The sequence below is a fragment of the Methylophilus sp. QUAN genome, assembly GCF_015354445.1.
GTDB lineage: Bacteria > Pseudomonadota > Gammaproteobacteria > Burkholderiales > Methylophilaceae > Methylophilus.
On record NZ_JADKYT010000002.1, the window covers coordinates 756,731 to 780,434 of the forward strand.

Annotated in this window: 24 protein-coding genes and 1 other RNA gene; 19 read left to right on the plus strand and 6 right to left on the minus strand. The window is 42.5% G+C overall.

The features are described from left to right. Nucleotides 1-6 precede the first annotated feature (6 nt). From INP79_RS12085 to INP79_RS12100, 4 genes are read left to right on the plus strand one after another with little or no spacing between them, the layout of a single operon-like run. A complete protein-coding gene (locus INP79_RS12085; RefSeq protein ID WP_194754482.1) occupies nt 7-426 on the plus strand; it encodes a cupin domain-containing protein in 420 nt (139 codons plus the stop codon). Further along, on the plus strand, nt 426-896 hold the full coding sequence (locus INP79_RS12090; protein WP_194754483.1) for a carboxymuconolactone decarboxylase family protein: 471 nt from the start codon (nt 426-428) through the stop codon (nt 894-896). Before INP79_RS12085 ends, INP79_RS12090 begins: the two co-directional genes overlap by 1 nt. A gap of 36 nt (nt 897-932) precedes the next feature. Continuing rightward, nucleotides 933-1,634, plus strand: a complete 702-nt coding sequence (locus INP79_RS12095; RefSeq protein ID WP_194754484.1) for an SDR family oxidoreductase — start codon at nt 933-935, stop codon at nt 1,632-1,634. Further along, complete coding sequence (locus tag INP79_RS12100; RefSeq protein WP_194754485.1) at nt 1,631-2,218, plus strand: cytochrome b; 588 nt, start codon at nt 1,631-1,633, stop codon at nt 2,216-2,218. The genes INP79_RS12095 and INP79_RS12100 overlap by 4 nt, the downstream gene beginning before the upstream one ends. Before the next feature lie 402 nt (nt 2,219-2,620). On the opposite strand, the gene INP79_RS12105 is transcribed toward INP79_RS12100, so the two are convergent. Further along, on the minus strand, nt 2,621-4,084 hold the full coding sequence (locus INP79_RS12105) for an exonuclease domain-containing protein (protein ID WP_228519926.1): 1,464 nt from the start codon (nt 4,082-4,084) through the stop codon (nt 2,621-2,623). A gap of 113 nt (nt 4,085-4,197) precedes the next feature. On the opposite strand from INP79_RS12105, the gene INP79_RS12110 reads away from it, so the two are divergent. From INP79_RS12110 to ilvB, 4 genes are all read left to right on the plus strand, one after another. After that, nucleotides 4,198-4,821, plus strand: a complete 624-nt coding sequence (locus INP79_RS12110) for a LexA family transcriptional regulator (protein ID WP_194754486.1) — start codon at nt 4,198-4,200, stop codon at nt 4,819-4,821. Continuing rightward, complete coding sequence (locus tag INP79_RS12115; RefSeq protein WP_194754487.1) at nt 4,818-5,282, plus strand: LexA family transcriptional regulator; 465 nt, start codon at nt 4,818-4,820, stop codon at nt 5,280-5,282. Before INP79_RS12110 ends, INP79_RS12115 begins: the two co-directional genes overlap by 4 nt. 43 nt (nt 5,283-5,325) lie before the next feature. After that, complete coding sequence (locus INP79_RS12120) at nt 5,326-6,564, plus strand: Y-family DNA polymerase (RefSeq protein ID WP_194754584.1); 1,239 nt, start codon at nt 5,326-5,328, stop codon at nt 6,562-6,564. A 314-nt stretch (nt 6,565-6,878) separates the two neighbouring features. Further along, a complete protein-coding gene (ilvB, locus tag INP79_RS12125) occupies nt 6,879-8,549 on the plus strand; it encodes an acetolactate synthase large subunit (RefSeq protein ID WP_194754488.1) in 1,671 nt (556 codons plus the stop codon). Between the two features lie 32 nt (nt 8,550-8,581). Here the strand turns inward: ilvB and INP79_RS12130 are convergent, their stop codons facing one another. Beyond that, nucleotides 8,582-9,436 carry a GIY-YIG nuclease family protein gene (locus tag INP79_RS12130; RefSeq protein WP_194754489.1) on the minus strand — a complete coding sequence of 285 codons (855 nt, stop codon included), beginning with the start codon at nt 9,434-9,436 and terminating at the stop codon, nt 8,582-8,584. A gap of 143 nt (nt 9,437-9,579) precedes the next feature. Here INP79_RS12130 and INP79_RS12135 point away from each other — a divergent pair, with 143 nt between their 5' ends. Then, nucleotides 9,580-10,101, plus strand: coding sequence for a redoxin family protein (locus tag INP79_RS12135; protein WP_194754490.1), 522 nt, complete (start codon nt 9,580-9,582; stop codon nt 10,099-10,101). 226 nt (nt 10,102-10,327) lie between these two features. After that, entirely contained in the window at nt 10,328-11,179 is an 852-nt protein-coding gene (locus INP79_RS12140; protein ID WP_194754491.1) for a hypothetical protein, read from the plus strand. 28 nt (nt 11,180-11,207) lie between these two features. On the opposite strand, the gene INP79_RS12145 is transcribed toward INP79_RS12140, so the two are convergent. Next, complete coding sequence (locus INP79_RS12145) at nt 11,208-11,672, minus strand: RES family NAD+ phosphorylase (protein WP_194754492.1); 465 nt, start codon at nt 11,670-11,672, stop codon at nt 11,208-11,210. 2 nt (nt 11,673-11,674) lie between these two features. Further along, complete coding sequence (locus INP79_RS12150; protein ID WP_194754493.1) at nt 11,675-12,163, minus strand: antitoxin Xre/MbcA/ParS toxin-binding domain-containing protein; 489 nt, start codon at nt 12,161-12,163, stop codon at nt 11,675-11,677. Nucleotides 12,164-12,456: 293 nt separating this feature from the next. Between INP79_RS12150 and INP79_RS12155 the strand changes: the two genes are divergently transcribed. The 6 genes from INP79_RS12155 to INP79_RS12180 all read left to right on the plus strand — a co-directional run bounded on the left by INP79_RS12155 (nt 12,457) and on the right by INP79_RS12180 (nt 19,017). Then, the gene (locus INP79_RS12155) at nt 12,457-13,428 is read left to right on the plus strand and encodes a cyclic GMP-AMP synthase DncV-like nucleotidyltransferase (protein ID WP_194754494.1); all 972 of its coding nucleotides are present in this window, start codon (nt 12,457-12,459) and stop codon (nt 13,426-13,428) included. Beyond that, a complete protein-coding gene (locus tag INP79_RS12160; protein ID WP_194754495.1) occupies nt 13,425-15,020 on the plus strand; it encodes a ThiF family adenylyltransferase in 1,596 nt (531 codons plus the stop codon). Before INP79_RS12155 ends, INP79_RS12160 begins: the two co-directional genes overlap by 4 nt. Next, nucleotides 15,005-15,499, plus strand: a complete 495-nt coding sequence (locus INP79_RS12165; protein ID WP_194754496.1) for a Mov34/MPN/PAD-1 family protein — start codon at nt 15,005-15,007, stop codon at nt 15,497-15,499. The genes INP79_RS12160 and INP79_RS12165 overlap by 16 nt, the downstream gene beginning before the upstream one ends. Next, nucleotides 15,496-16,593, plus strand: a complete 1,098-nt coding sequence (locus INP79_RS12170) for an SAVED domain-containing protein (RefSeq protein ID WP_194754497.1) — start codon at nt 15,496-15,498, stop codon at nt 16,591-16,593. The genes INP79_RS12165 and INP79_RS12170 overlap by 4 nt, the downstream gene beginning before the upstream one ends. Before the next feature lie 30 nt (nt 16,594-16,623). Next, entirely contained in the window at nt 16,624-17,736 is a 1,113-nt protein-coding gene (locus INP79_RS12175; RefSeq protein WP_194754498.1) for a hypothetical protein, read from the plus strand. A gap of 69 nt (nt 17,737-17,805) precedes the next feature. Continuing rightward, a complete protein-coding gene (locus INP79_RS12180; RefSeq protein WP_194754499.1) occupies nt 17,806-19,017 on the plus strand; it encodes a hypothetical protein in 1,212 nt (403 codons plus the stop codon). 51 nt (nt 19,018-19,068) lie between these two features. Here INP79_RS12180 and INP79_RS12185 read toward each other — a convergent pair whose 3' ends face one another. Continuing rightward, nucleotides 19,069-20,259 (minus strand): tyrosine-type recombinase/integrase, encoded by a 1,191-nt coding sequence (locus tag INP79_RS12185; protein ID WP_194754500.1) that lies wholly within the window; start codon nt 20,257-20,259, stop codon nt 19,069-19,071. Between the two features lie 149 nt (nt 20,260-20,408). Between INP79_RS12185 and INP79_RS12190 the strand changes: the two genes are divergently transcribed. Both INP79_RS12190 and INP79_RS12195 read left to right on the plus strand, forming a co-directional pair. Continuing rightward, nucleotides 20,409-21,347 carry a DNA-binding protein gene (locus tag INP79_RS12190; protein WP_194754501.1) on the plus strand — a complete coding sequence of 313 codons (939 nt, stop codon included), beginning with the start codon at nt 20,409-20,411 and terminating at the stop codon, nt 21,345-21,347. A 482-nt stretch (nt 21,348-21,829) separates the two neighbouring features. Continuing rightward, nucleotides 21,830-22,261 carry a hypothetical protein gene (locus tag INP79_RS12195; protein ID WP_194754502.1) on the plus strand — a complete coding sequence of 144 codons (432 nt, stop codon included), beginning with the start codon at nt 21,830-21,832 and terminating at the stop codon, nt 22,259-22,261. Nucleotides 22,262-22,385: 124 nt separating this feature from the next. On the opposite strand, the gene ssrA is transcribed toward INP79_RS12195, so the two are convergent. Next, nucleotides 22,386-22,750, minus strand: a transfer-messenger RNA (tmRNA) gene (ssrA, locus tag INP79_RS12200). A gap of 81 nt (nt 22,751-22,831) precedes the next feature. Here ssrA and INP79_RS12205 point away from each other — a divergent pair. After that, nucleotides 22,832-23,701: a prephenate dehydrogenase/arogenate dehydrogenase family protein gene (locus INP79_RS12205; RefSeq protein WP_228519928.1), complete on the plus strand. Its 870-nt coding sequence runs from the start codon at nt 22,832-22,834 to the stop codon at nt 23,699-23,701. The last annotated feature ends 3 nt before the right edge of the window (nt 23,702-23,704 follow it).

Here is a 23,704-nt window from a genome sequence, read left to right on the forward strand (position 1 = left end):
GTATCTATGCATTATAAGAATATTGCCAAGACAATTTTCGTTGCAACTATTATGAGTTTTGGGATATGTGCAACTGCTCATGAACCGGCTGAAAAAGTTATACCAAACTTCAACCAACCCATTACAAACATTCCTGGAAAGTCTCTGATAGCTGTTGAAGTCGAATATGGGCCGGGAGCGTCGTCACCGGCGCATAAGCATGCCAAGTCCGCGTTCATTTACGCCTACGTAGTATCAGGTGCAATTGAATCCCAAGTAAATGATGGTCCAAAGCGCATATACAAAGCGGGCGAGAGTTTCCATGAAACGCCTGGGGCCACACATTCAATTAGTCGAAATGCAAGCGCCACGAAACCGGCGAAGCTGCTAGCGGTGTTTGTTGTAGATTCTAACGACAAAGAACTCGTGGTCCCGGTTGAGAAATAATGAGTTCTCGTATTGATTACAACAATATTGCCCCAGTCGGCGTACAAGCACTGGGTGCTGTTTATGGTTATGTAATACAAAGTGAACTTCCAATCACACTCATAGAATTAGTATTTTTACGCGTATCACAAATAAATAATTGCGCGTATTGCCTGGACATGCACACGCGCGACCTGATGAAAAAGGGAGTGCCTATAGAAAAACTGGCTTTGGTACAAGCATGGCAAGAAGGAGGGGAGTTATTTAACGATAAAGAAAGAGCAGCTCTAGCTTGGGCAGAAACAGTCACTCTGGTTGCAGACACGGGTGTTCCAGATGAAAGCTTTCAAGCAGTTAGTGAAGTATTTAGTGAACGCGAGTTGGTTGACCTCACCATTGCTATTGGGCTTATGAATGCTTATAACCGCATGGCCATTAGTTTCAGGAGTATTCCATTAGCTGTTGCTAACAAACATAAATCAAAAGAATAAATCTCAGAGTATTAGAATCAGACAAAGGAAATTTGCATGAAGAAGTCAATTTTGGTTACTGGCGTTTCTAGGGGGATAGGACTGGCCAGTGCAAAATTATTAACTCAAACTGGCTGGAACGTCGTAGGTGTGGCTTTGAAGAGACCTGAAGAATTTGAAGGAGAATTTATTGAGTGTGATTTAGCTAACGACAAATCACTCTCAACAGTTTGTGAGCAATTATCGAGTCGCCAGGATATCTTGGGTATCGTGAATAACTTTGGTGTGGTGATCAACGAGCATTTTGGCCAAGACGGGCAAGAAGACTTTGAAAAACTACTATTTCTCAATCGCTGGCCTGCGATACAGCTAACTCAAGCTTTGCTTCCATCCATGAAATCTGCAGGCTTTGGGCGCATAATTAACATCAGCATCCAGGCAAATAAGGGCGCCATATTCCGAATGAGTTATGCAGTTTCAAACTCGACCTTGGAAAACACTACTAAATCCATGGCAGTCGAATTCGCCAATTTTGGGATTACTGCCAATATTGTTTCTCCAGGGCCCACTGAAACCGAATCTGTCGTTTCAAACAATCCGGAGAATTGTGAAATCACTTCCAGAATCATATCTAAAATCCCAATGAAAAGATTAGGCAAGGCTGACGAAATAGCTTCTGCAGTGGCCTATTTAGCCTCAGACCTTGCCAGTTTTATCACTGGTCAAATGATCAATGTAGATGGCGGAGTTTCAATTTGACTACTTCCTATCGCTACGGCACTGGCGTCCAGGCCTTCCATTGGCTGACTGTCATTCTAGTACTCACTGCTTATGTGGTGAGCGAAGGTGATGGGTATTCACTCTACTCTCCCGCCGCCGATGGGCTCCGCAGGATTCACGAGACATTAGGGCTATTCGTCTTTATCGTCGTCATGCTTCGACTGCTATGGGGATTGATCGACAAAACGCCTAAGAAACGGCCGATGCAGCGATGGATGGCTGTGGCTGCCAGTTTCGTCAAGTTAACACTTTATGCGCTCCTCCTCTCGATTCCAGCCACGGCGGTGCTCGGCACGTGGCTTGAGGGAATTCCCGTTACCCTTCTCGGATTGGACATCGACCCCCAATTTACGCGAGCGAAAGAGTCGGGACAGCTAATCATGAACATACACAGCATCCTCGCCAACGTCATCATCTGGGTTGCTGGAGCGCATGCAGCTGCAGCTCTCTTCCACCATTTCTATCTGCGTGATGAGGTCTTTCAGTCAATGATTCCTGGCAGATTAACTAATTTGACAGAAGCGGTGAGGCGTTCTACCACTAAATCCAATTCAGTTAGTTAGTACTGCTTTCATCTCGTCACCCGGCGTAGAGATCCCAAATTGGGTTAGAGTTGTCATCCTTGGCGTCATTGATCATGACGGCGCCGCACATCTGGCATTGAAACTGTGCTTGCGTCCCTCCCGTGTCACTGTTTGTGACGAGGGAGGGGGCAATACGCGGTTTGAGAGCTGAATGAGGCGCAACATGAGACGGCTGTCGGCGTAACTGATTACATGCATCGCAATTGGGCATAGACATTTAGACCAAGTTTTTAATAGTTTTCATATTCTAAAGGTATTGGACCGTATATTCGCTAATGGAGGGATCTTTACCTTGTGCACTTTTAATGAAAATTCCAACGGTAAATTACACGAACTATTGCAGTGCTTACCGCTGGTGAAGTTCCTTGTGTGAGAAGAGACTTATAAGCCAAAACAGGGGATTTCTGATGCAGGATATTGCATAAAATTTATGATTTCCGGCGCTTGCTTCAAACGCTTCTTAAGCAACTTATAAATATCTAGATCAAAAGTAAGTTCAAATCGGCATTGCCTTGCCTCATTCATCTGTATTTCATCCTCTACAGTAGTCAGATGACACCATTGCTCGAACACTTGAATTTGTGTCTTGCCTGATATCTTATCTACCTCTCGGATACCAATGCGCCCCTGATATGGCCATGACTCTAATCTCATGCCAATCAAGGCTTGTTTAAGGCGTAAATAATGGATTTCAGGCGACTCTTTTCCAGCACATACGCCGGAACACTTTTTCAATTGAAACGCAAAACAAGCTCCTTTGCCTGACTCAAGTCCTAGCAGGCGTGGACATAATCTATGTTCGATCGCTATTTGCCTCATTGTTTCGGCAGCAGCTTTTTTGGATTTGAACATGCCGTAAAGTAAATCAAAATTGCCAGGATCAAATTCATCAGCAGAAACATAACTTATCCATGGCGTCTGATTCAAAGTCTCAGCAAGCCTTATAAACTGCAGCTGGCGATTGCGTCTTAACATCCGGTTATAAACTGGCTGTCGTTCTTTTATGAGTCTAGATTCAAGCAATAAGGCACCGAGTTCACCGGCAGTTTCAATCCATTCAGTATGCTTCACTTCCTGTGCGATCTTCATTTCCTTTGAAGAAGTATGATCACTGTTAAAATGATTCATGACTCTTGAACGAAGCTTGATGCTTTTACCTATATAGATAGGTAGATCAGTTTCCCCAAAAAACAGATATACGCCGGGGCTGTCAGGTATTTTGTCCAGAATTCCTTTCTCAATGCCTATAGGTAAGCTAGGGCCTTTACTCTGGTGGTTGATTTCCTCAATGACCTTCAGGGATCCTAAGGCCAGCCGGGCTTTCTCCAGATACTCAAGTACCAGAATGACATCACCCATAGCTCTATGACGTGCATTAGTTGTTAATCCATGACGTCGCATAATGGCGTCTAAGCCATGGCCTCTGTGTTCCGGGAACAGTCTGCGTGAGAGCTTCACTGTGCAGAGTGTTTTAAGCATTAAGGTTGCGTTAATGCGTTGGTATTCGGCTTTCAAAAAGCCGTAGTCGAACCTAACATTGTGTGCGGCTAGAGGTACACCTTCAAGATATTGATATAGGGCAGGGGCGATATCCTCAAACGTTGGCGCATCTTTAACCATCTCATCAGTAATGCCTGTGAGATAAGTAATCGTGATAGGGATTGGTTTTCCAGGATTAATCAAGGATTGCCAGATATCGACAATCTCACCATTTTGTATACGTACTAAAGCAATCTCAGTGATGCGGTCGTAGAGGTGCGAACCACCAGTCGTCTCTATATCCAAGACGACCATGTCCGGCAACCACGCCAAGTCAGGTAAAACTATCCGATTGTTAAGCAACAAACCACTCCAGGACAAGAATCTTCGATCGCACGATGAGATGTAAATCAAAACTTAATAAATTTTTAAAACTGATTAATGTTACATTAAAAACTTATTATTGTTACAATAAAAACATGAAAGATGAGTTCAAAAAAAATGGTGGCAAAAGAGAAGGCTCCGGACGAAAGCCTGGCAGTGGTCCGTTCCGAGAAGATACTTCCGTCATTCGGGTGCCAAATAGCCAGAAGCCAGTAATCAGTGACTTTCTGGAGGCATACGCTAAGAAGCAACGTTTGGCTGAACTCAAGGACAATTTGGATAGTGTTGAAGAGTTTACTCAGATTTCAAAACAGCTTCACGCCGTGAGTTTGCCTCTGTTTCAATCCAAAGTGCCAGCTGGTGTGCCATCCCCTGCAGATAGTGATGTAGAGGAACATATGGACCCAAACAAATACCTCATAGGCAAGGAAGAAAGCACCTTCATCGTCACAATTCAGGGTGAGTCCATGATTGAGGCTGGTCTGTTACCAGGTGATAAGGCAATCGTGAGCAAAACTCACTCTGCATCGGTTGGTGATGTTGTGTTGGCCATGATAGATGGTGAATTCACGATCAAGACTTTGGCCAAACAGAAAAACGGCGCTCCATTATTGCTGCCGGCAAACTCATCTGGTAAATACCAGCCCATTCCCATCTTGAAACAAATGCAGTTTGAAATCACGGGTGTTGTGACTGGTTCATTCAGGAGATTCAAATGAGTGATGAGATTTCCCTAATCGCTAAACTTGAGCTTAGTCCTTCACGGGTTATCATCCCTTTCTACGAAGGTAAGGTGAATGCAGGTCAATCCAGGTTTGTATCGGCGGCTCAAGATTATGAAATGAAGGATCTTGATCTTGAGGAGTTTCTTATTCAAGATCCGCCAGCTACTTTCATCGTACAGGTCGCCAGGGATGCCGACTCGATGGTGGATGCTGGCATTCATCCAGAATGCAGGCTGATTGTGAATCGTGCCCTGGCTCCAAGGGCCAGATCATCTAACATCGTTGTAGCTGTTGTGAACGGCGAATTCCTTGTTAAGCGTTTATTTAAACGATTTAAATCCGTGCGCCTGTTATCTGAGAACAAGGCTAAAGCTTACCCACCCATAGACTTTACTGAGGATCAGGAATTGGAGATCTGGGGTGTAGTAAAGCATGCAATTATTTCATTCCCTTAAGCGAGTACTTAGACGGGTATTTGCGCTCGCAGATGTTAACTCCATGTATGCCTCCTGCGAGGAAGCATTCCGTCCAGACATCCGTGGCAAACCAGTTGTCGTCTTATCTAATAATGACGGCTGCGTCATTGCACAAAACAAGCTTGCTAAAGCCACCTTAGAAATCTATATGGCTAGACCTTGGTTTGAAATCAAGGAAGAAGCTGAGAAGCTTGGCACCATAGTGTTCTCATCTAACTACGAGCTGTACGCAAACATGAGCAATCGATTTGCAGCAGTGATGTCCAGATACTCACCACGCATGGAGAAGTATTCCATTGATGAGGTCTTTCTAGAAATGACCGGTATTCATGTCAATTACACCGATTATGGCCAGACCATCAGACAGGATGTGAAAGCCTCTACAGGCCTGCCTATCTGTGTGGGGTTTGGTTACAGCAAGACTTTATCAAAACTCGCTAATCATTGCGCCAAGAAGCAGGACCACTGGAATGGCGTATGTGACTTCACCTCCATGTCGGAAGATGAGATTGATGCCATCCTGGCAACATTACCAGTTGATAAAGTCTGGGGAGTAGGTAGTAGGCTTGCTGCCAGACTTAATAAGCTCGGTGTACATAGTGTGTTACGCCTTAAATACGCTGATCCGAAACGTATTCGTGATGAGTTCGGTGTGCTTCTGGAACGTACAGTAAGAGAGCTCAATGGTGAAGTCTGGATTGAGATGGAAGATGAGCTGCCTGAAGCCAAGCAGGTAATGAGCTCTCGTTCATTTGGCGTACGTGCCTCTACTATGGAAGACCTAAGCCAAGCAGTGGCTTTCCACGCCAGCATTGCAGCTGAACGAATGCGAGGTAAAGGTTTATATGCGAACGGTGTCTATGTCTTTGCCCAGAACAGTCCACATGACCAGGCAGAATATTACTCTGGCCAGTTATCAGTAGGCTTTCCAGCGGCAACGAACTCGACAACCAAAATCATTAAAACAGCATTATGGCTTTTAAAGAAAATCTACCGACCAGGTGTTTATTATCAAAAGTGCGGTGTAATGTTGCTGGATACTGTTTCAAGCTGTGGTTTGCAAAGCGATATGTTTGGTTTCACCGAAGGTGATCCAAAATCTGAAGCCTTGATGGATGTCATGGATCGTATCAAACAAAAGTACCCAAACAATCCAGTTAAGTCTGCCGCTGAAGGCAAAGTTCAGGCATGGAAGATGCAACGTAACTACCTCAGTCCCAATTACACTGGCAGTTGGAATGAACTATTGGAAGTGCGGTAATCTAAGCTCCATACTGTTTTGGCTGTCTTTCTAAGAGCAAAAGATAGCATCTTGAACAAAATCAGAATATGACGTTATAATCATTACTTATGTTAATTCAAACTCAACACACAAAGACTAAAAGCGCTATTTTGAACAGCGCAGGGACATATACGTCTTTAATGTCAGTCGTCGTGGTCGTCTTGACTTCGCCGATGAGTGAGCATTTGGAATAGTAAAAAAGAATTTATCCCAAAACCCCGTCGGCAAAACCGGCGGGGTTTTTTGCATCTTGCGACTCGCCGTTTTGAGCAGACTTCAAACGGAGACTTACAATGGCAATTTACACAGGCGCGCAAATCGCCATCAAGCTACTTGAACGGCAAGGTATCAAGATTATCTCAGGCATTCCAGGCGGGCCTATCCTACCGTTCTATGATGCCTTATCTAAATCCGATCAGATCACCCATATTCTGGCGAGACATGAGCAAGGCGCAGGTTTTATCGCACAAGGCATAGCGCGCTCTACTGGCTTACCAGCAGTTTGCGTTGCGTCTTCAGGACCAGGGGCTACCAATTTACTGACTGCCATCGCTGACGCCAAACTGGACTCAATCCCGTTAATTGCAATCACTGGCCAGGTTCCTCAGTCTATGATTGGTACGGATGCTTTTCAGGAAGTTGATACCTATGGCCTATCTCTACCCATCACAAAGCACAACTTTCTGATTAAGAGTGCTAAGGAATTACTTGACGTTATTCCACGTGCTTTTTCAATTGCCATGTCTGGCAGGCCGGGGCCTGTTTTAATCGACTTACCGAAAGATGTTCAAAATGAAATCTTGGACATCAGCGAATTTCCTGAGCCTGGACAAATTGAAGCTCAGCCAAGTCACTCATCCGAGAATAATTATGAGGAAGCTGCGTCACTAATTAACTCGGCAAAAAGACCTATCCTTTATCTTGGAGGAGGGGTAGTTCATGCCGACTCGGCCGATGCTGCCATTGCATTTGCCGAGAAATCATCAATCCCGACTGTAATGACCCTGATGGCACTCGGTACCTTACCGATGACACATAGTTTATCTCTTGGAATGCTGGGTATGCATGGCGCGCGCTATACCAATCTCGCGTTAGATGAGTGTGACCTGTTGATTGTTGTTGGAGCAAGGCTGGATGATAGAGCAACCGGAAAGATTGAGAAATTCTGTCCGAGGGCCAAGCTCATTCACGTAGATATCGATCCTTCGGAAATAGGAAAATTAAGAATGCCGCATTTACCGATAGTTGGCGATGCCGGTCATTTTTTGAAGTCGATTTTGCCAATGATAGAGCTGAATCAGCGACCACAATGGATTGAAAGGATCAATGAGCTTAAAACTATACATCCACTATCCAAGCCCGGGATTGATGATATTTCTACGCATTTTGGGCTGATAAATGCAGCGGCAAATTGCTTACCCAGTGATGCCATTATCGTTACGGATGTAGGGCAGCATCAGATGTGGGTTGCACAATCATATCCTTTGAACCGTTCTCGCCACTGGCTAACCTCTGGTGGGCTTGGCACCATGGGATTTGGATTACCTGCGGCTATCGGTGCCGCAGTAGCAAATCCTAAGAAAACCGTTGTATGTTTTACTGGTGATGGTTCAATCATGATGAATATTCAGGAATTAGCTACAGCTGCTGAATTGAACGTTAATATCAAAATCATTCTGATGAATAACCAATCACTAGGCATGGTTCATCAACAACAAGCTATGTTCTTTGATAAAAGGATTTTTGCGTCTAAATATCAAACTGCTTCGAAATTTATGATGATTGCAGAGGGATTCGGTATAGCGGCAGTTGATCTGGATACTTCCTCTAATCCGGAGCTAAGCTTAATGAAGGCATTGCAGGGCAGGGGACCCTGCTTAATCCACTCAAGCGTAGATATCCATCAACACGTTCTGCCTATCGTTCCGCCAGGAGCGTCGAATTTGGAGATGATTGGTAACTAAGCATTAGAGAGACTTACTGAACCTGAAGCTGATCAATATCCGCCTTTTTCTTTGAATGCCAGCTGGGTATGCATTTCGTAAGTAAATTTACGGAATGCATCTTCGGCTGCTTGTAAATTGTATTCGAACGCAGACTCGTCGAACGGTGCTTCACGACCTAGCAGCCTCCAGATTACCGTTTCGGCTAACTCAACATCTTCAGTGTATCTGAAACGGTGCGGATTCCAGGAGCTTGAAGTATCTTCTTCTGAGCCACATGGTTGAATTCGGATTTTGATCATGCCTGGATGATCGGGACTAGTCAGCAGATAAACATTAGCAGGTTTAACATCAAGAATAATTTCTTCTAATGGCTTGTTACCAATACCGCATACGGGGCAACCGCTTCCGTCAGCGACTTGGTTAGGAACCGTTCTCCATTCATGTCCTGCGGAGCATTTAAAATTAGCTTTTCCAAACTTGCTTCGAATATTGCTTAGTAGGGTAACGTTTCTTCCCTCTAATCGTTTTCTCATCCAGGTATTATTCGCAAGTACATAATCCGGCTCAGGCTCAGGAGGGCGAACGCCGGCGGATTTGGCTGCAGCAATCCCTTTTTCTACAGTGTGCCAATCTAGTTCTTCAACCTCAATCCGACCCCTATATGGAATAACACTAAGCCCAGTTGAAGCCCAGAAACAAACCTCAGCCCATTGCGTGTCTGCAACTTCATGATATTCCTTCAACACCCATAGTTGGCCGGACTCTTTGACTATGCGACCCGTGTATTGAGTGAAGTCTGAGTTATGTTCTTTGAGTCGTTTTTCAGGGTTGCGAGTGGTTATCCCTATCTTGTGCAGTTTAGGATTCGAAGGGTGAACCAAAACATAGATATAACCAGGTTTCATAGGGCTCTGCATTTGTGAGAAGATGCAGAAATATTATGCATAATTAAAGTGCCAGAACTCAATACCCCTTTTTAAATTCTCATTTAACCCAGATATTTATAGGGACTGTGATGAAAAGAATAGGCAATTCAAGGAGTTTATATATGGGATATCTTAGAAGATTAATAACCACTTTATCCATCGTTGCTTTTTCCCAACTTGCATATGGGGGAACGCTCAAACAACCAGTGGATGCTCCAGAATTTATGCAAATCTCAAATTGGATAAATTCCAAGCCATTGAAAATGAGTGAGCAACGTTCAAACGTGGTTTTGGTCGAGTTTTGGACCTATGAATGCATCAACTGCTTTCACGCCATGCCCTATACAAAAGAATGGTATAAAAAGTACAAGGATAAAGGTTTAGTGGTTGTGGGCGTGCATACCCCTGAATATCCCGAGGAATATGCTCCAGAAAATGTTGTTAAAGCGATTAACAAATTTGATATCCAGTTTCCAGTTGCGCAGGACAATCAATATGCCACCTGGAAGGCATATGGCAATCAATTCTGGCCAGCCCTGTATTTAATTGATAAGAAGGGGAAGATCGTTTACCGCCATTTCGGAGAGGGTAACTATCAGGAAACTGAGTCTGTAATTCGGAAACTTCTTGCTGAAAAAAGCTGATTTTTATCGGTATGATTCTTTTAAGCTGTTTTCCACATGTTCTGTGGATAAAGCGGTGGAATCAGTCTTGGTAATCGCAATAACTCCATGATTCAAATGATGATTAACGCACTGACTAACTTTTGAACTTCTTAATTTGACTGTATTGGAAAATAGTTTAGGAATGAACCAGGTGTATTAACAGAACTACAATTCAACAAATAGATTAAATACCTAAAATAACACTGTGCCAACTAACTTCAAATTCTCGAGCTATATTGATATTGGTTCAATACCAGGTCCTGCTAAATCTGTAGGTGCTCATGTTGCTGCAAAATTAGAATTGTTCAACTCTGATGAGAGAACGCTAACAGATGAACTTTGCGATATGCTCTGCATTTGGCTTGGTAAAGAAGGCAAGTTTTTAGATACCTCCCACGGATCGCAAAGCTTTAAATTTACCTTGGGTAAAACAACTGTATCCGAGGAAGCATTCAACGGTGCTGATTTAGAGCTCATAGTATCTAGTCCTTTGGGCGTAAAGAGATGTTTGATTCAAGCAAAAGTCTTTGATCCAAATACCCAAAAACTTCGTTGCGATAGCAAGACGGGCTGGGAAAACCTTCGTAATCAATTGTTATCAGCGAGAAATATTGTTGGTGAATTAGCTTTCTTACTCATTTATGTTCCTGGAGGTCTTTTAAATAAGAAAAGATATGGCTTTAACACTTATGAACAAGGAGCCGACTATGAGACCTCAAGTTCTATACCTTCTTATTACGGGGCAACTTTAATCCCTGTAGATAAGCTTCTAGATCCTGCGGGTAATTGGATTGACGGACAAAAAAAGGTATCCAAGTTACATTCAGGTCGATTCAAGCATGGGATCGCGTTTTGGCGGGTGTTAATTGAGCTTTTGATATGTCGACGTTCGACATGGAAAAATAATAAGGAAGCCAAGCTAACTGATCGAATGCACGCATCAAGGAAGCTGTCCTTGGGTGTAAGTGAAATAAGTGAAAAAGATTGGAAAACGATTCAATTGATCTCTGGGGAACTATTAACTCCTGAAGAGGAAGATGATGATAGTTTTGAGTAACCCTTTTATTAAGGCAAACTATTTGTCTTTATTCAGGATTTCGTAGGCGTGTGTCGAAGATAAAAGGGCGCTCAATATTAAAAGTTACCTGAGCAAAAGCTGGATGATTCGGATTTATTACCATATTGTATGATTCTGGCATGATAGCTGAGGGAACTTGAATACCTAGATATTTCCCCTCGGCAACGAATGAGTCTCCGATTGCCACTGAAGAAGTTGAGCTTGGCAATGCATCCCAATCAGCGGGCAAGTCTTCAACTCTGTATGTGTGATATAACTGAGGATCATCTGGCAACTCAACTGTTACTAACACCAGATCATTTATCAAAATATTGCTTGTATGAACAAGTTTTTCTAGCGAGCAAATTGCTGGTGTCATACCGACATATATCGCTGCGACTCCAATAGAATTCCAACGCCCCCCAAACATTCGCGCGCCAGTACCAATTCGATCAAGCGCGTACTGCTGCTTGGAAATCCGCCACGCCTGCATAATTAGACGGACCCGCCATAAGCAATGGCAGCAAGAACTTTCTTTATTTCATTCGCACCTATCTCGGTATCCAGCAATTGGAGAGGCGCACTTCCTAGAGCATGATTTTCAGTGAGAAGCCACTGTTTAGCTAGTGCTTCAGAGCCAAATACCGACTCAGCCTCTGATTCAATTAGCGCCACTCTAGCAAGTCTTTCAGCTTCATAAGGGCCTAATGCAATTTTATTTTTAATTTTTCTGGCTGCAGTAGCTGAGGCAACTCCAATGATTCTAAAAAAGTTTTGGTTTGGTATCTGAAAAAATTCGCTACCTCCCACTAACATTCGCGGATCCACTCCACCACGAATGATTGAAATTCTTTCGCTAGGATTAGCTCTCACTATGGCTTGATTAAAATTTTGGTAGGCAGACAGTGCGGATATGCCGGAACGTTTAGTGCGTACTCTCCCAACTGGCGCCGCTCTCGATGCTTTTTGTGCTTTCAGGCTCATACACTCCTCTTTGTACTACTCAAATGAGCATTAATTATAAATCAAATGATTAAATCTTACTCAAATAAGATGAAAATCTTACTGTTTAAAAATGAAGTTATCATCAGAAAATTACAATGGCTGTATCACGCATTCTGACCAAAAAAACATATCTTTTGAAAATAATGATAAAAAAATGCTTGATAGGCTTGAAATTCCTACACGGACCCCAAATATAGTAATTATGGCCTCCCAAAAACTCAATATCTTGTTTTTCCTAGGCTTAACATTTTCATTTATGTAAGGGGATATATATGTACTGTCAGCAACAGTTCAATGAGTATTACCAAGCAATTAAGATTAATGAAGAGAAAGCCAATTTAATAGAAAAACGCCGTATATTGATCGATGCCTTAAAATCCGGACTGCCAGAGGACATTCCGAATTGGACATATTTTAATCAAGGCAGTTACGCGATGTTCACGGGAGTGATGCCGTTGGATGGCAATTACGACATTGACGTGGGCCTCGTATTTGAGATGGATAGATCAAACTACACCCCCTTAGCAATCAAGAAAATTATCTGTAATACTTTAAACAAGGGAAATCGCTCAGTAGAGATCAAATATCCATGTGTCCGAGTTAACTACATGAAAGATGGCGAGGTAGATTTTCATGTGGATCTAGCGATTTATTGCAAAGAAGATGATCAATATTACATTGCCAAAGGTGATTTGAACTCAGAGGAAGATGATACTTTTTGGGAAATTGCAGCGCCTAGAGATTTGATTACCTGGGTACAGGACTGCTTTGAAGGTGATGATCGAAGCCAATTTAGGCGGGTGCTTTCATACATGAAGCGCTGGAGAAATTTGAAAATCGGCCATTCAAACTTACCTAGTATTGCATTAACCGTATTCGCAGGTGAGTACTTTGTTCCAAAGTTTGATGTTCTGAATGATAACAAGCCTCGTGACTTGCTAGCGCTCAAGGATTTAGCTACAACAATGAAGAACAAACTAGACTGGGGAATGTTCAATATTCAACTACCAGTAGCCCCTTATACAAATCTAGCTTCAAAATTAACTGACTTGCAAAAAGAAACACTAAAGGACAAGCTAGAACTTTTAATAACTGCTTTGGAAGACGCCGAGACAGAAACTGATACACACAAAGCTTGCTGCAAGCTCGCTAAACAACTTGGAGATGATTTCCCAATACCCGAGGCCGAATCGGCGAAACAAAACGCCCAAAGACCTGTTGTGGTAGCGGGAAGTTCGGCTTGAGCAGCCAAAATCCTTTAGAACCATCGATCCTCTTAGCCTTGGCTGCGGTCGAGGCTGAGAGCATTTCTGTCAAAGAATCTTCTTTTGAAACTCTGAAGGTCAATTTTGTTAAGAACACACTGCCGCTTGAGATGAGCATTGATGGCAGCTCCTTGATTGAATTACCTACGATTTCAATAACTGATCCCCAGTATTTTTGGGGTCACCCTCACATTTCTCCAACCGGTGTAATTTGTATATCAGATGATCAAGGCGTTGTATTTGATCCAGAGAACGTAAACACTCTTGTAAATTTTGTGATAACTCAGGCATTAGAGCTTATTGAAAGTTACAACTCCCATAGCGTTCAAGAACGACATATCCTTTTTGCAGACGAATTGCAGGATTACTTAGCTGTCTGGTTCCCTCAGTCAACGCTATGGATTAATGGGAAAATCGATCCCGCCCAAGCCCATTACGCAGAGATCCAAGAAATAAAAAAAACACATGCACTAATTTCAATTAACGGATCAGAGCCAAGTAAAAGTTCAAAACATCCCAACATTAAGATGGATTTTTTGGAGACTACGATCGACTTGGTACCTCCGATGAATAAAAAGCCTGACTCGTCCTGGTTAAATTCTCTAGTATTAAAGAATCCTAAGCTGAACCTGTCTCGCAAGAAAACTGGAGCGTTGATGTTAAGGGTCCAAAACGCTTATGGTTTCGCCAATTTAGCAATTACTTATGTACGTGATGCAAAAACAAATATCGCTGAAGTAAACTTCTATCCCACCAGGGAATTGGATCCAGACTATTATTCCCAACGCGGTGGGAGTGAACTTAGAAAGTCGAGAGTGGCTGTTGCTGGTGTTGGAGCTGTTGGATCAAGAGTTGCGGAATTTTTATGCATAGCCGGCATCACTGACTTAACTTTGATAGATTCAGATATTTTCAGCAGAGATAATCTATATCGCCATGTATTGGGCATGAACGATGCGGGCAAGGTCAAAGTAAAAGCGCTGACTGAGCATTTGAATTCCAGATTCTTAGGCTTGAACATTAAACCCATCAAAGACCCCGTCGAAAAATATCTTAGTGAGTTGATACCGGACATAGATTTCTTGGTTTTAACGACTGGTAATATCGTCTTGGAAAGGCTGATCATCAGCAGGGCAATGAGAGAGAAATGGCCTTTTAAGATTATCTCCGGATGGGTAGAGCCAGTTGGGCTTGGTGGACACTCCATATCGATGGCGACAAATGAAAAAGGTTGCCTAGAATGTTTATATATCATTGATGGAAGTCATCCAGGTAATGAAAGCAGATGCTCGTTTATCGAGCCTGATCAAAAAGTGACTAAGAATCTCAAGGGATGTAGCGGTTTTCTGCCTTATTCAGGATTAGATGCGATCAAAACAGCACAATTGATTGTTGATTTCGTTCTATTGAATAAAACAGGCTATGCGCGGTGGATTGGGCCAGATACCAGTGCTAATGAAAACGATATTAAAACATCTGATACTTATAAAAGCGCGATTGAAAAACAATCAAAAATGCTTTTCACAAGCCAAGAAATATATGAAAGCAACTGCCCATGCTGCAATACATAGGGGAGGGCAGAGTTTACTTTCAGTTAGCTAATGTAAGCGGCAATATTGACGTAAGCGTTATTGAACAGTTTAAAAAATACAAACAAACAAATTTCATGTCTAGAGAGGCTGGTGGTATCTTGCTAGGCTACCTGGATCTATATAGTAATGGTCTATTGATCGAAAAATGCACTGTTCCTTGCTTCGGGGATAAACGAACCAGATTTTCGTTTTACAGGAGTAACAAGCACCAGAAGAAAGCTGAAAAATGGTGGAGAGAAACTAATGAAAAGGGAGTCAGCTTAGGTATATGGCACACTCATCCTGAACCGAGGCCTACACCATCTTCGGTTGATTATGCTGATTTCAAACAGGTAATAGCTGCATCCGCCTTTAATTCCGGTTATCTACTTTCCATCATCATTGGTACGGAAGAATTCGGAGTGTGGATGGGTGACAAGAATAATAACATTCAATTAGTGGGGTACTTGCCGTTATGAGTATTAAATATGTATTCGATGAAATTTTAAAATTAATAAAATTCTTCAGACCTAGTTTTGCAGGGAAACTTATTACAGCAGGTGTTCTTCTTTTCCTGGGTGTATGGGGCTACAACGGAAATGTTATTTTCGAGCACGTGGGTGATATAAATCATCTCAAACTGGACTTCAGTACGTCAGAAATCCCAGAAATCATCTCATACCTCGTAACTTTCTTTGCATTTGCGATGATTCTTGCAGGTTGTTTCATAGGTGGCTTTGATTGGATTGCAACCCATAGAAGAAATACCCGGTTGAAGAACATAGTCATTGAACTGAGAGGGTTGGATGGTTCCGTAAATACTCCATTACAAGACAAAATTGCTGTTGCGTATCCTGGTCAAGTTGAAGAAGTTTTAATTGACATCAGGTCTCATGTAAGCGCGCAAACAAAACCAGAGCTGGAGAGAGCTCTGGAGAAAGTTAATAATGCTCGCTCTAGAGTAGAAACTGCCATTGCAGGAAAAGCTAGAGAAGATATAGTGATTCATGCTGGAATGATTGCACCTGTCCCTTTCCAATTTTTGCTTGGCGCTATACTTGATGATGAATTCATTCCCAATATTTGGGAGTATGAAAGGTTTCGGAAAGAGTGGCAGCCACTGGACAACAACGATGCAACACTGCAAATCGTTGATAACCTTGACCAGGTGAAACTCGGGAAAGCATCTGAAGTAGTTTTAGCCCTGTCAGCAACCTATCAGATTTCGGATGAGCCGCTGGCCAACACTTGGTCAAAGCTCAAAATTATTAGAATCACTGTCCCTGATGCTACACCTAGTACAATTTGGACTGAAAACGATCAAATATTAATTGTTGAAGCTTTTGTAGATGTAATGGCCAAACTTCACAATAGAGGAATCAAACGCGTACATTTGGCTCTGGCAGCATCTCCCTCTATCAGCTTAAGATTAGGAAGTCATTACGATCAACGTAATTTCCCTGAAATTGCTGTGTATCAATACAATCCAAATCAGAAACGGTATACATGGGGTGTGCATTTACCAATTGATGAGCACCATTCTTCAAAAGTCGGAAAGTTGGTAAACATTTAACTATTAATATTACTTTTTGGAGAGGTACATATGCCATTGACAGCATATTCAACCTTGTATGGTAAAGAGCTTGATGTTGAGCAGCTTCTATCTCATTTGAACGGTGACAAAGAGGTTAGAGATCTAACAAACCTTGCTGGAATCAATGATCATATACGTTCGTTTATAGCTGTCGATATTCAGTGCCCTGGTTGTTTTGTGACGGGAGCAGAGCTTGTCTCTGGTGCAGCTTCCAAAAAAACCGGGGCTTTAATAAGGCAGCCATATTTTAGATTTACGACACCTGGCCATGGAAAGTTTTGCGACTTTTCAAATTCAGAAACGATCAAAACCCCTGAAAACCTTATTGACTTTGGTAAAGCCAACAACAGTATTACTCGGCAAGTGAGAGTATTAGTATGTTCTGCGATTGAGCTTGGAATAATTAGCCAGGTCAAAATCCGAGACATGCGTGAATGGTTCTATAAAACTAAAGCTGGTTCATCATTCGAAGTCAACTTGGATGCGGATTTTCCAATAAGATTGCTTGCCTGGACTAGAGCCATACTTAAAGGAAGCTCAATTGGGACGCTTCCAGCATCAGTAGAGTTGAGCAAGGATATCGCTGCCGCTAAAGGCTTCGACTGGAAGCTCGAAGCTCATAGGCAATTATATTTACTCAACGCAGACCTATCTGAATGTATCCAAGGCCTAAAATTATGGCAATTACACGATCATGCAGAAAAAGTTAGCAGCATTATTAAAGTCCATCAAAAAACCGAAGTTTTCGATCCTACAGTTCTGAAAAACGAGTATCAACTTACAATCGAATTAACAAGATATCTTAATCATTATCTAAAATTCCCTCACAACCACCATTTTCCTGAATTGAGACATTCCCCCTTAGTCGCTTTCAGTGCGGTATTGTTGTATGTAAACGATTGGAATATCACGAATGCTTTGAAAGACTTTGCCAAGATATCTTTACATAAGGATCCTGATCTGACATTGGGAAATGTTATGGGATTAAACCCATTCCATGAGTATCAAGCCTGGCGTTTACTGAAGGAGCTACAAAGTTTGCCCGAAGAAATTCAGAACATTGAGGATGTCAGCCAAGTTTTAGATCAAATAGAAACTGGTCTGAAGACCTCATTCAGTTGACTTTCGCCAATGCAACTTACAATCAAACTCAGTATTTGGTAAATTGAGATCAATAATAAGGTAGTTCATATGGCGAGAAAAAAAACTACTCCACCAACGCAAATAGACACTCCAGAAGATCCTGCTGCGGCCAAACGAGACCTCATCCTGAAATACTGGTCAAACCACCATCTCAAAGAACCAGTGCCTATGTGTGATCTACCTTTGGATGTGATAGTCACAGTCATGGCTCTAATGTCCGTAGGCACTGAAACTGATAAGGACACAATAAAATCAGCGAACGACTATTATCAAGGACTGTATCCGGATCATGACAACTTTAAGGATTTTTTGATCAGCGCTTTCAATCACAATGCGATTATTGTTGATGTCGACAATAGCCGGATTCCAGACTTCACTGATGACGGGAAAAATTACTATATTTATAAAGTGAATTATCTGCCCAATATCACTTGGGGAACTGATATTCCTATTGAAACTGTCCGAAGTCCATCCAAATCCTTGGATCACATTCATTCATTATTCATGAAGGGTTGTTGGTATGAAGAATGGACAGATCAGTTGCTTTACTTGTGGGAGAAGATTGCTCTGGCCGAGTGTATTGAGTATGCAAACAATCGTGCTTCAAATTACAATTTCCATCAAGACTCAGTGAAACTGGATGAAATCTGTAAGTCGCTTTTGAAGACGTTTAGCGTTTCTAAGATACATTCGATGATATCGTCCGCATTTTATAATGCAGCTGCTTTTCAACAGACTGACGAATGCACTTCATACAGACATGCGTTAAACACCATACCTGGAAAAATAACCAGTATTGCATCTAAGTCACCTTCGCAGATTAAAGAATGGGATCGCATTAACCAATTACCTCGATCTGAATTTTCACTCACTTTATTTCATAAGATACTGGGATTCGAGCGGGATAATGGATTTTATGATTGTCCCGCTACAAACTATTCAGCCATCGCGCAGAGAAGACTTGATGAGTTTGTGGACCCACGAGGTGAATTGGAAACAAGTAAAATTTCACTTTCGTTATTGGCGCATTCCATAGCTGACAATATGGTCATGCTTCAATATAGGACCGATATAGGTTTGAATGAAGCAAGCTCTTTAGAGGTCAGGGCAAAGATTACAGCATTGATGGACCTCTGGATGCTGGTATCAGAGATTCCTATTAAAGACGTCCCGGCAATTGTTGAGGCCTTGGGTGCACTCTCACAGTCTTTCTCCGAACAGGGATTTGACTTTGTGCCAACTGGTTATCAATGGGAGTAAAGATTAGGGGGATATAACTCTTAAGTCATATCCCGATTGTCAGGAGGATATTCACCAATTGAGCTTATGGTTCAATTCAGTATCTTGATGCCGTTTATCGTCTTCAGAATGAAGGTAATTATTAGTTGTCGTAATGGACTCATGACCTAAATTATCTCTGACATGCCTGATGTCCATACTGCCTGAAGTCATATTTGACCCTGCAGTATGCCGCATCCAGTGTGCTGACGCAGCTTCTAACCTTGCAACTCTACCGGCATAATCTGATCCTCTAGCCCTTAATCGTTCTGCTGTATTTGCAAATATCTTCTTAAGTATGAGGTGAATAGCGCTTCTCGTCATAGCCTGCTGTCTACCTCCAATTGGCATTAGCAAGGGTGTTTCTTCGCCCTCCGCAGGTGTAATCTGCAATCCCATTTCTCTACGGTATCTGTAGAGCTCATCCATCAAAGATTTTGTTGCTGGCACAACTCTGGTTTTATCACCCTTACCGGTAATTTCTAACCAGTATCTAATTTCATTGTCCTTGTCTCTTCGCCCAAAGAACCCGCCCATAGTGTTCTCCGCGACCTCTGATATTCGAATTCCCGTCACGTAGAGTAACGAGATTAACCATCTGGCTCGATGGTAGTGCTCACGTTCCCGGTTAGTTTCTCTGGGCATGCTCTCAATAGAGATTTTCACCTCATTCCACAATTCTTCATCTAAAAACCTGGTTACACGTGGTTTGGCTTTTCGCTGCCTGTTTCTGGATAGTGATAACGGATTACCAGCTAAATAGCCGGCATTTACAAGCCAGGAAAACATGCCGTTCAAGATAACAAACGCCTGTCTTTGACTGGTAGGGGAGAGGGGACCTGCAAATGGCCGCCAGCGATCATCCTCTCTAGCAACTTTTCGATTCGGCATGATCCATTTATGTTCTGGCTGGGGGTTGGCCAAAAAATGTTGAAAAACTAACAGATCCTCATGGGTCAATGAAGACAACGGTTTACCTAATTCTGACACAGACCATATCAATAACCGCTCGGCTTCCTTTCTATAGCTATCAAATGTGGTCTTGGTATCTAAATACCTGGCGAGCCAAACCTTAATCGCCTCAATGTCGGTATTTGCTGCGATTTGTGGCCGGTTACCGACCGCACGATTTGCCCCTAGGCTGCCATCAAGCTGTGAGGAGAGGCTTAGATGCTCGATTGGGACAATTTTTAATAAATTTGATGTGGGAAAGTTTTGATTCAAGGTAAAAAAGGCTCATGACAGGTTGAACAATAAACCCGATTAATTATTTGACATTAGAATAATAATGTCAAATTTAAGTCACTAATAGTTAAATATTTAACGTAATACGTTGTATTATTTGATTTGTAAGAATGATTTTGGATCAAAACATGGCAAGCATTGACATTTTTGAAGGAAAATTAATTGAAGACGTTGAGAAATTGCGGGCTCAATTTCCTCAAACGAAAGAACTGTACCGAGAGGTATGCAGCCTGTTGTTCTTTAGATATGGGATTCAACCTACAGCAAATAAGCTTTATCAGCTGATCAGAAAAGGTACGATGGCTACGCCGGCACAGGCAGTCTCAAATTTTTGGATTGAACTTAGAGAAAAGAGTCGCGTGGCCATTGAGCATCCTGGTTTACCCGAAAATGTACGTGATGTCGCCGGAAATGCCTTTAGCGTTATTTGGAATGCAGCACTTGATGCAGCAAATCAAAATCTTGAATCAGTTAAAGCTGAAATGGATCAGCTACGAATCAAGTGTGAAAAGGAAGCGTCTGAAGCGGCCATCATCGTTAAGAAGTCCCTTGAAAATACAAATCAGCTAGCAGAAGAGATAAGAGGCCTGAAAAATGAGCTCCTAGAAGCCAATAAAAAGATACTGGTTGATACTCAGATATTAGCCAATCAAAACAAATCGCTCCTGGAGCTTAAAAATGACAATGAAAAATTGGAGGCTGATTTAAAAAACTCGCAGCAAGAGTTTTCGCATGAAGTTAACAAGATGCATGCGTCCCTGAGGCTTTCTGATGAACGTTACCGCAAACTAGAGGCAAAAACCCTGATGGAGTTAGATCGTGAGCGGCAGCGTGCAGCAAAAATTGAAGGTGATCTTAAACTAAACATAAAAGCAGCCTCTAAAGCACAAAGTTCATTCATCGCTCAGACGGCCAAGAGCCAAAAGCTAATCAATGCACTAAGAGAAAACATAGGGCTTCTGAAAGGTCAGTTAAAATCCCATCAAAAGAAAAACGCTGTATCAAAAGATAATGTTACCAGGTCTCCAAATTCAAAAGCTGATGTGCAAAGTGAGCGAAATCTATAAGATTCGAATCATTTTTGATCCTGCTCAAGTAATTCTTTTAGTCTATTTGAAAGTAAGCTGAACCTTTTAAATTGAAGAAAATGTGCCACATTAGTGCAGGAAACTTAGCTCTTAGAAGTAATGTGTGGCATGACGACATTTTTGAAGTAAGTCCGTAACATTAATGCGAAAACTTCAGACAATTATGAAGTAAATGTGTAACTTGAATGTAAAGAGCTATTGTTACTGATTTACTTCAACAGATGTTACACATTTACTTCCACGGACTCTGTTATTGCAAGGATTCTGTCAAACAGCTCAGTCTTAATTTTTCTTCTATTTAACATAATATACATTATGCGAATATTAATATGGATGATCAATTACATTGCCACAAATGCACATAACAATCATTTTTCAATAGCACCTTTCATGTCATTTACATTTACAAAACAAGTGTTAATATCCAAATGTAGTTTGTGCAAGGTTTTACGGGAGTGGCTATGCAAGATAGAAATCGCTTAAAGAAATTACATACGCAATACACCTTAATTTGGTGCCTTAAAATTGGTGAGTATTTGGGAACACTGTCACTCAAGGAGCTTACGCACCTGGTAAATGTCAAAACAGACACCCTCGATCGATGGCTATCGGGAAAACAAGCTGCACCAGAGATCAAATTGAATATCATTAAGAGACGGGCATTTGCACCCTATCGGATTGGCTACAGCCATCACGTACTAAGAAGCTACGCCAATGAAGTGGCACTGAATGCAGAGTTAGTTGAGACCAAGTATTTATGGAAAATGATGCTGTTTGATGAGATGACGACGCTCACCAAGCGCCGTTATTGCAAGCGCTTTAAAAAGGCACTGTTAGTGAACAGTAAAAAACAGGAAGCCGACAATCAAACAACTGAAATGCTTGAGGAATAAGCATTCATCACCGGACGGCACAGGCAATAAAAAACCACCCATTAAGGGTGGTTTTTTATTTTAAAAATTAAATAATCCATTAAAAACAATCAATTAAAGGATTAAATTAATCTATTACTATTATTGGTGGAGCTGGGGGGAATTGAACCCCCGTCCGCAAGCCCTCCACAGACAGTTCTACATACTTAGCTGTGTTGTTTATGTTTAACCAGGCACCCACCAACGAGCAAGCAGATGACTAGCGAGTTGCCTTAGATTTAATGCCTTACCAAGCAACCCGATAAGACACGATCCTCTCTAAATGACGCTGCTGCCGGTTACCCGGCCCGACCGAGAGGCTCTTCGGTGCAGCGTCCGGCTGGATTAAGCAGCCAGAGCGTAAGTTTCGTCGTTTGCGACTATACTTGTTCAGATGGATTTACGAGGGAACCTGAATCCTCGGTATGCCCTGCACTGCTTTGCAACCCACGTCGAAACCGGGTCAGCCCCAATGCAATTTTAGGATTATACGCCTGAAAAGCTGGTGAACCAAACTTCGAGCGCATTTATATGACATGGTACAATTCGTTTATGTTCAAAAAAATTGTGATTTTCGGGGTAGGTTTGATCGGGGGCTCAGTAGCACTTGCACTGAAAAAACAGCCCCACTCACCACAAATCACCGGCGTCGGTCGTTCTGGCCAGAGTTTACAAGAGGCGTTACAACTGGGCTTGATTGACATGGTAGAAACCGATGTCAGCAAGGCGCTACAAGGCGCTGACCTGGTATTAATTGCGACGCCAGTTGCTCAAACACCGGTGATTTTGCGTGCCATTTATCCTCATTTAAGTGATGCCACCGTCATTACAGATGCAGGCAGTACAAAATCAGATGTGATGGCGTATGCAAAGGCTGAGTTTGGCGATAAAGTCGGCCAGTTTGTCGGTGGACATCCGATTGCGGGGGCTGAAAAAAGTGGCCCGTCAGCGGCAATGGCAGATTTATATATCGGCAAAAATGTCATTCTGACACCCAATGCAGCCACGGATACTGACGCGCTCGCGAAAGTGACCACGCTGTGGCAACAATGTGGCGCCATCGTTTCGAGCATGACCGCGCAGGAACACGATAGTGTGTTTGCCGCAGTCAGCCATTTACCGCATTTATTGGCGTTCGCCCTGGTAGATGACTTAGCCAAACGCAACAATGCAGAATTACTGTTTAAATTTGCTGCCAGCGGTTTCCGTGATTTTACGCGCATTGCGGGAAGTCATCCTGAAATGTGGCGCGATATTGCACTGGCAAACAAAGACGCATTATTACGCGAACTGAACGCTTACCAGCAGGCGCTGAGCGAGATGACCAGCTTGCTGGCGCAAGGTAACGGCGATGCGCTACAAGCCCTGTTTGATCATGCCAGCCGTGCGCGCAACGACTGGGCCAAGTCTAAAATTCAATAACTA

Excerpts from the sequence above, each read along its gene's own strand:
- INP79_RS12205 (WP_228519928.1), top strand. The coding sequence starts at position 22,832 with ATGTTCAAAAAAATTGTGATTTTCGGGGTAGGTTTGATCGGGGGCTCA.
- INP79_RS12090 (WP_194754483.1), top strand. The coding sequence starts at position 426 with ATGAGTTCTCGTATTGATTACAACAATATTGCCCCAGTCGGCGTACAA.
- INP79_RS12115 (WP_194754487.1), top strand. The coding sequence starts at position 4,818 with ATGAGTGATGAGATTTCCCTAATCGCTAAACTTGAGCTTAGTCCTTCA.
- INP79_RS12165 (WP_194754496.1), top strand. The coding sequence starts at position 15,005 with ATGCTGCAATACATAGGGGAGGGCAGAGTTTACTTTCAGTTAGCTAAT.
- INP79_RS12155 (WP_194754494.1), top strand. The coding sequence starts at position 12,457 with ATGTACTGTCAGCAACAGTTCAATGAGTATTACCAAGCAATTAAGATT.
- INP79_RS12120 (WP_194754584.1), top strand. The coding sequence starts at position 5,326 with ATGTATGCCTCCTGCGAGGAAGCATTCCGTCCAGACATCCGTGGCAAA.
- INP79_RS12170 (WP_194754497.1), top strand. The coding sequence starts at position 15,496 with ATGAGTATTAAATATGTATTCGATGAAATTTTAAAATTAATAAAATTC.
- INP79_RS12175 (WP_194754498.1), top strand. The coding sequence starts at position 16,624 with ATGCCATTGACAGCATATTCAACCTTGTATGGTAAAGAGCTTGATGTT.
- INP79_RS12095 (WP_194754484.1), top strand. The coding sequence starts at position 933 with ATGAAGAAGTCAATTTTGGTTACTGGCGTTTCTAGGGGGATAGGACTG.
- INP79_RS12085 (WP_194754482.1), top strand. The coding sequence starts at position 7 with ATGCATTATAAGAATATTGCCAAGACAATTTTCGTTGCAACTATTATG.
- INP79_RS12135 (WP_194754490.1), top strand. The coding sequence starts at position 9,580 with ATGGGATATCTTAGAAGATTAATAACCACTTTATCCATCGTTGCTTTT.
- INP79_RS12190 (WP_194754501.1), top strand. The coding sequence starts at position 20,409 with ATGGCAAGCATTGACATTTTTGAAGGAAAATTAATTGAAGACGTTGAG.
- INP79_RS12150 (WP_194754493.1), bottom strand. The coding sequence starts at position 12,163 with ATGAGCCTGAAAGCACAAAAAGCATCGAGAGCGGCGCCAGTTGGGAGA.
- INP79_RS12110 (WP_194754486.1), top strand. The coding sequence starts at position 4,198 with ATGAAAGATGAGTTCAAAAAAAATGGTGGCAAAAGAGAAGGCTCCGGA.
- INP79_RS12195 (WP_194754502.1), top strand. The coding sequence starts at position 21,830 with ATGCAAGATAGAAATCGCTTAAAGAAATTACATACGCAATACACCTTA.
- INP79_RS12130 (WP_194754489.1), bottom strand. The coding sequence starts at position 9,436 with ATGAAACCTGGTTATATCTATGTTTTGGTTCACCCTTCGAATCCTAAA.
- INP79_RS12180 (WP_194754499.1), top strand. The coding sequence starts at position 17,806 with ATGGCGAGAAAAAAAACTACTCCACCAACGCAAATAGACACTCCAGAA.
- INP79_RS12145 (WP_194754492.1), bottom strand. The coding sequence starts at position 11,672 with ATGCAGGCGTGGCGGATTTCCAAGCAGCAGTACGCGCTTGATCGAATT.
- ilvB (WP_194754488.1), top strand. The coding sequence starts at position 6,879 with ATGGCAATTTACACAGGCGCGCAAATCGCCATCAAGCTACTTGAACGG.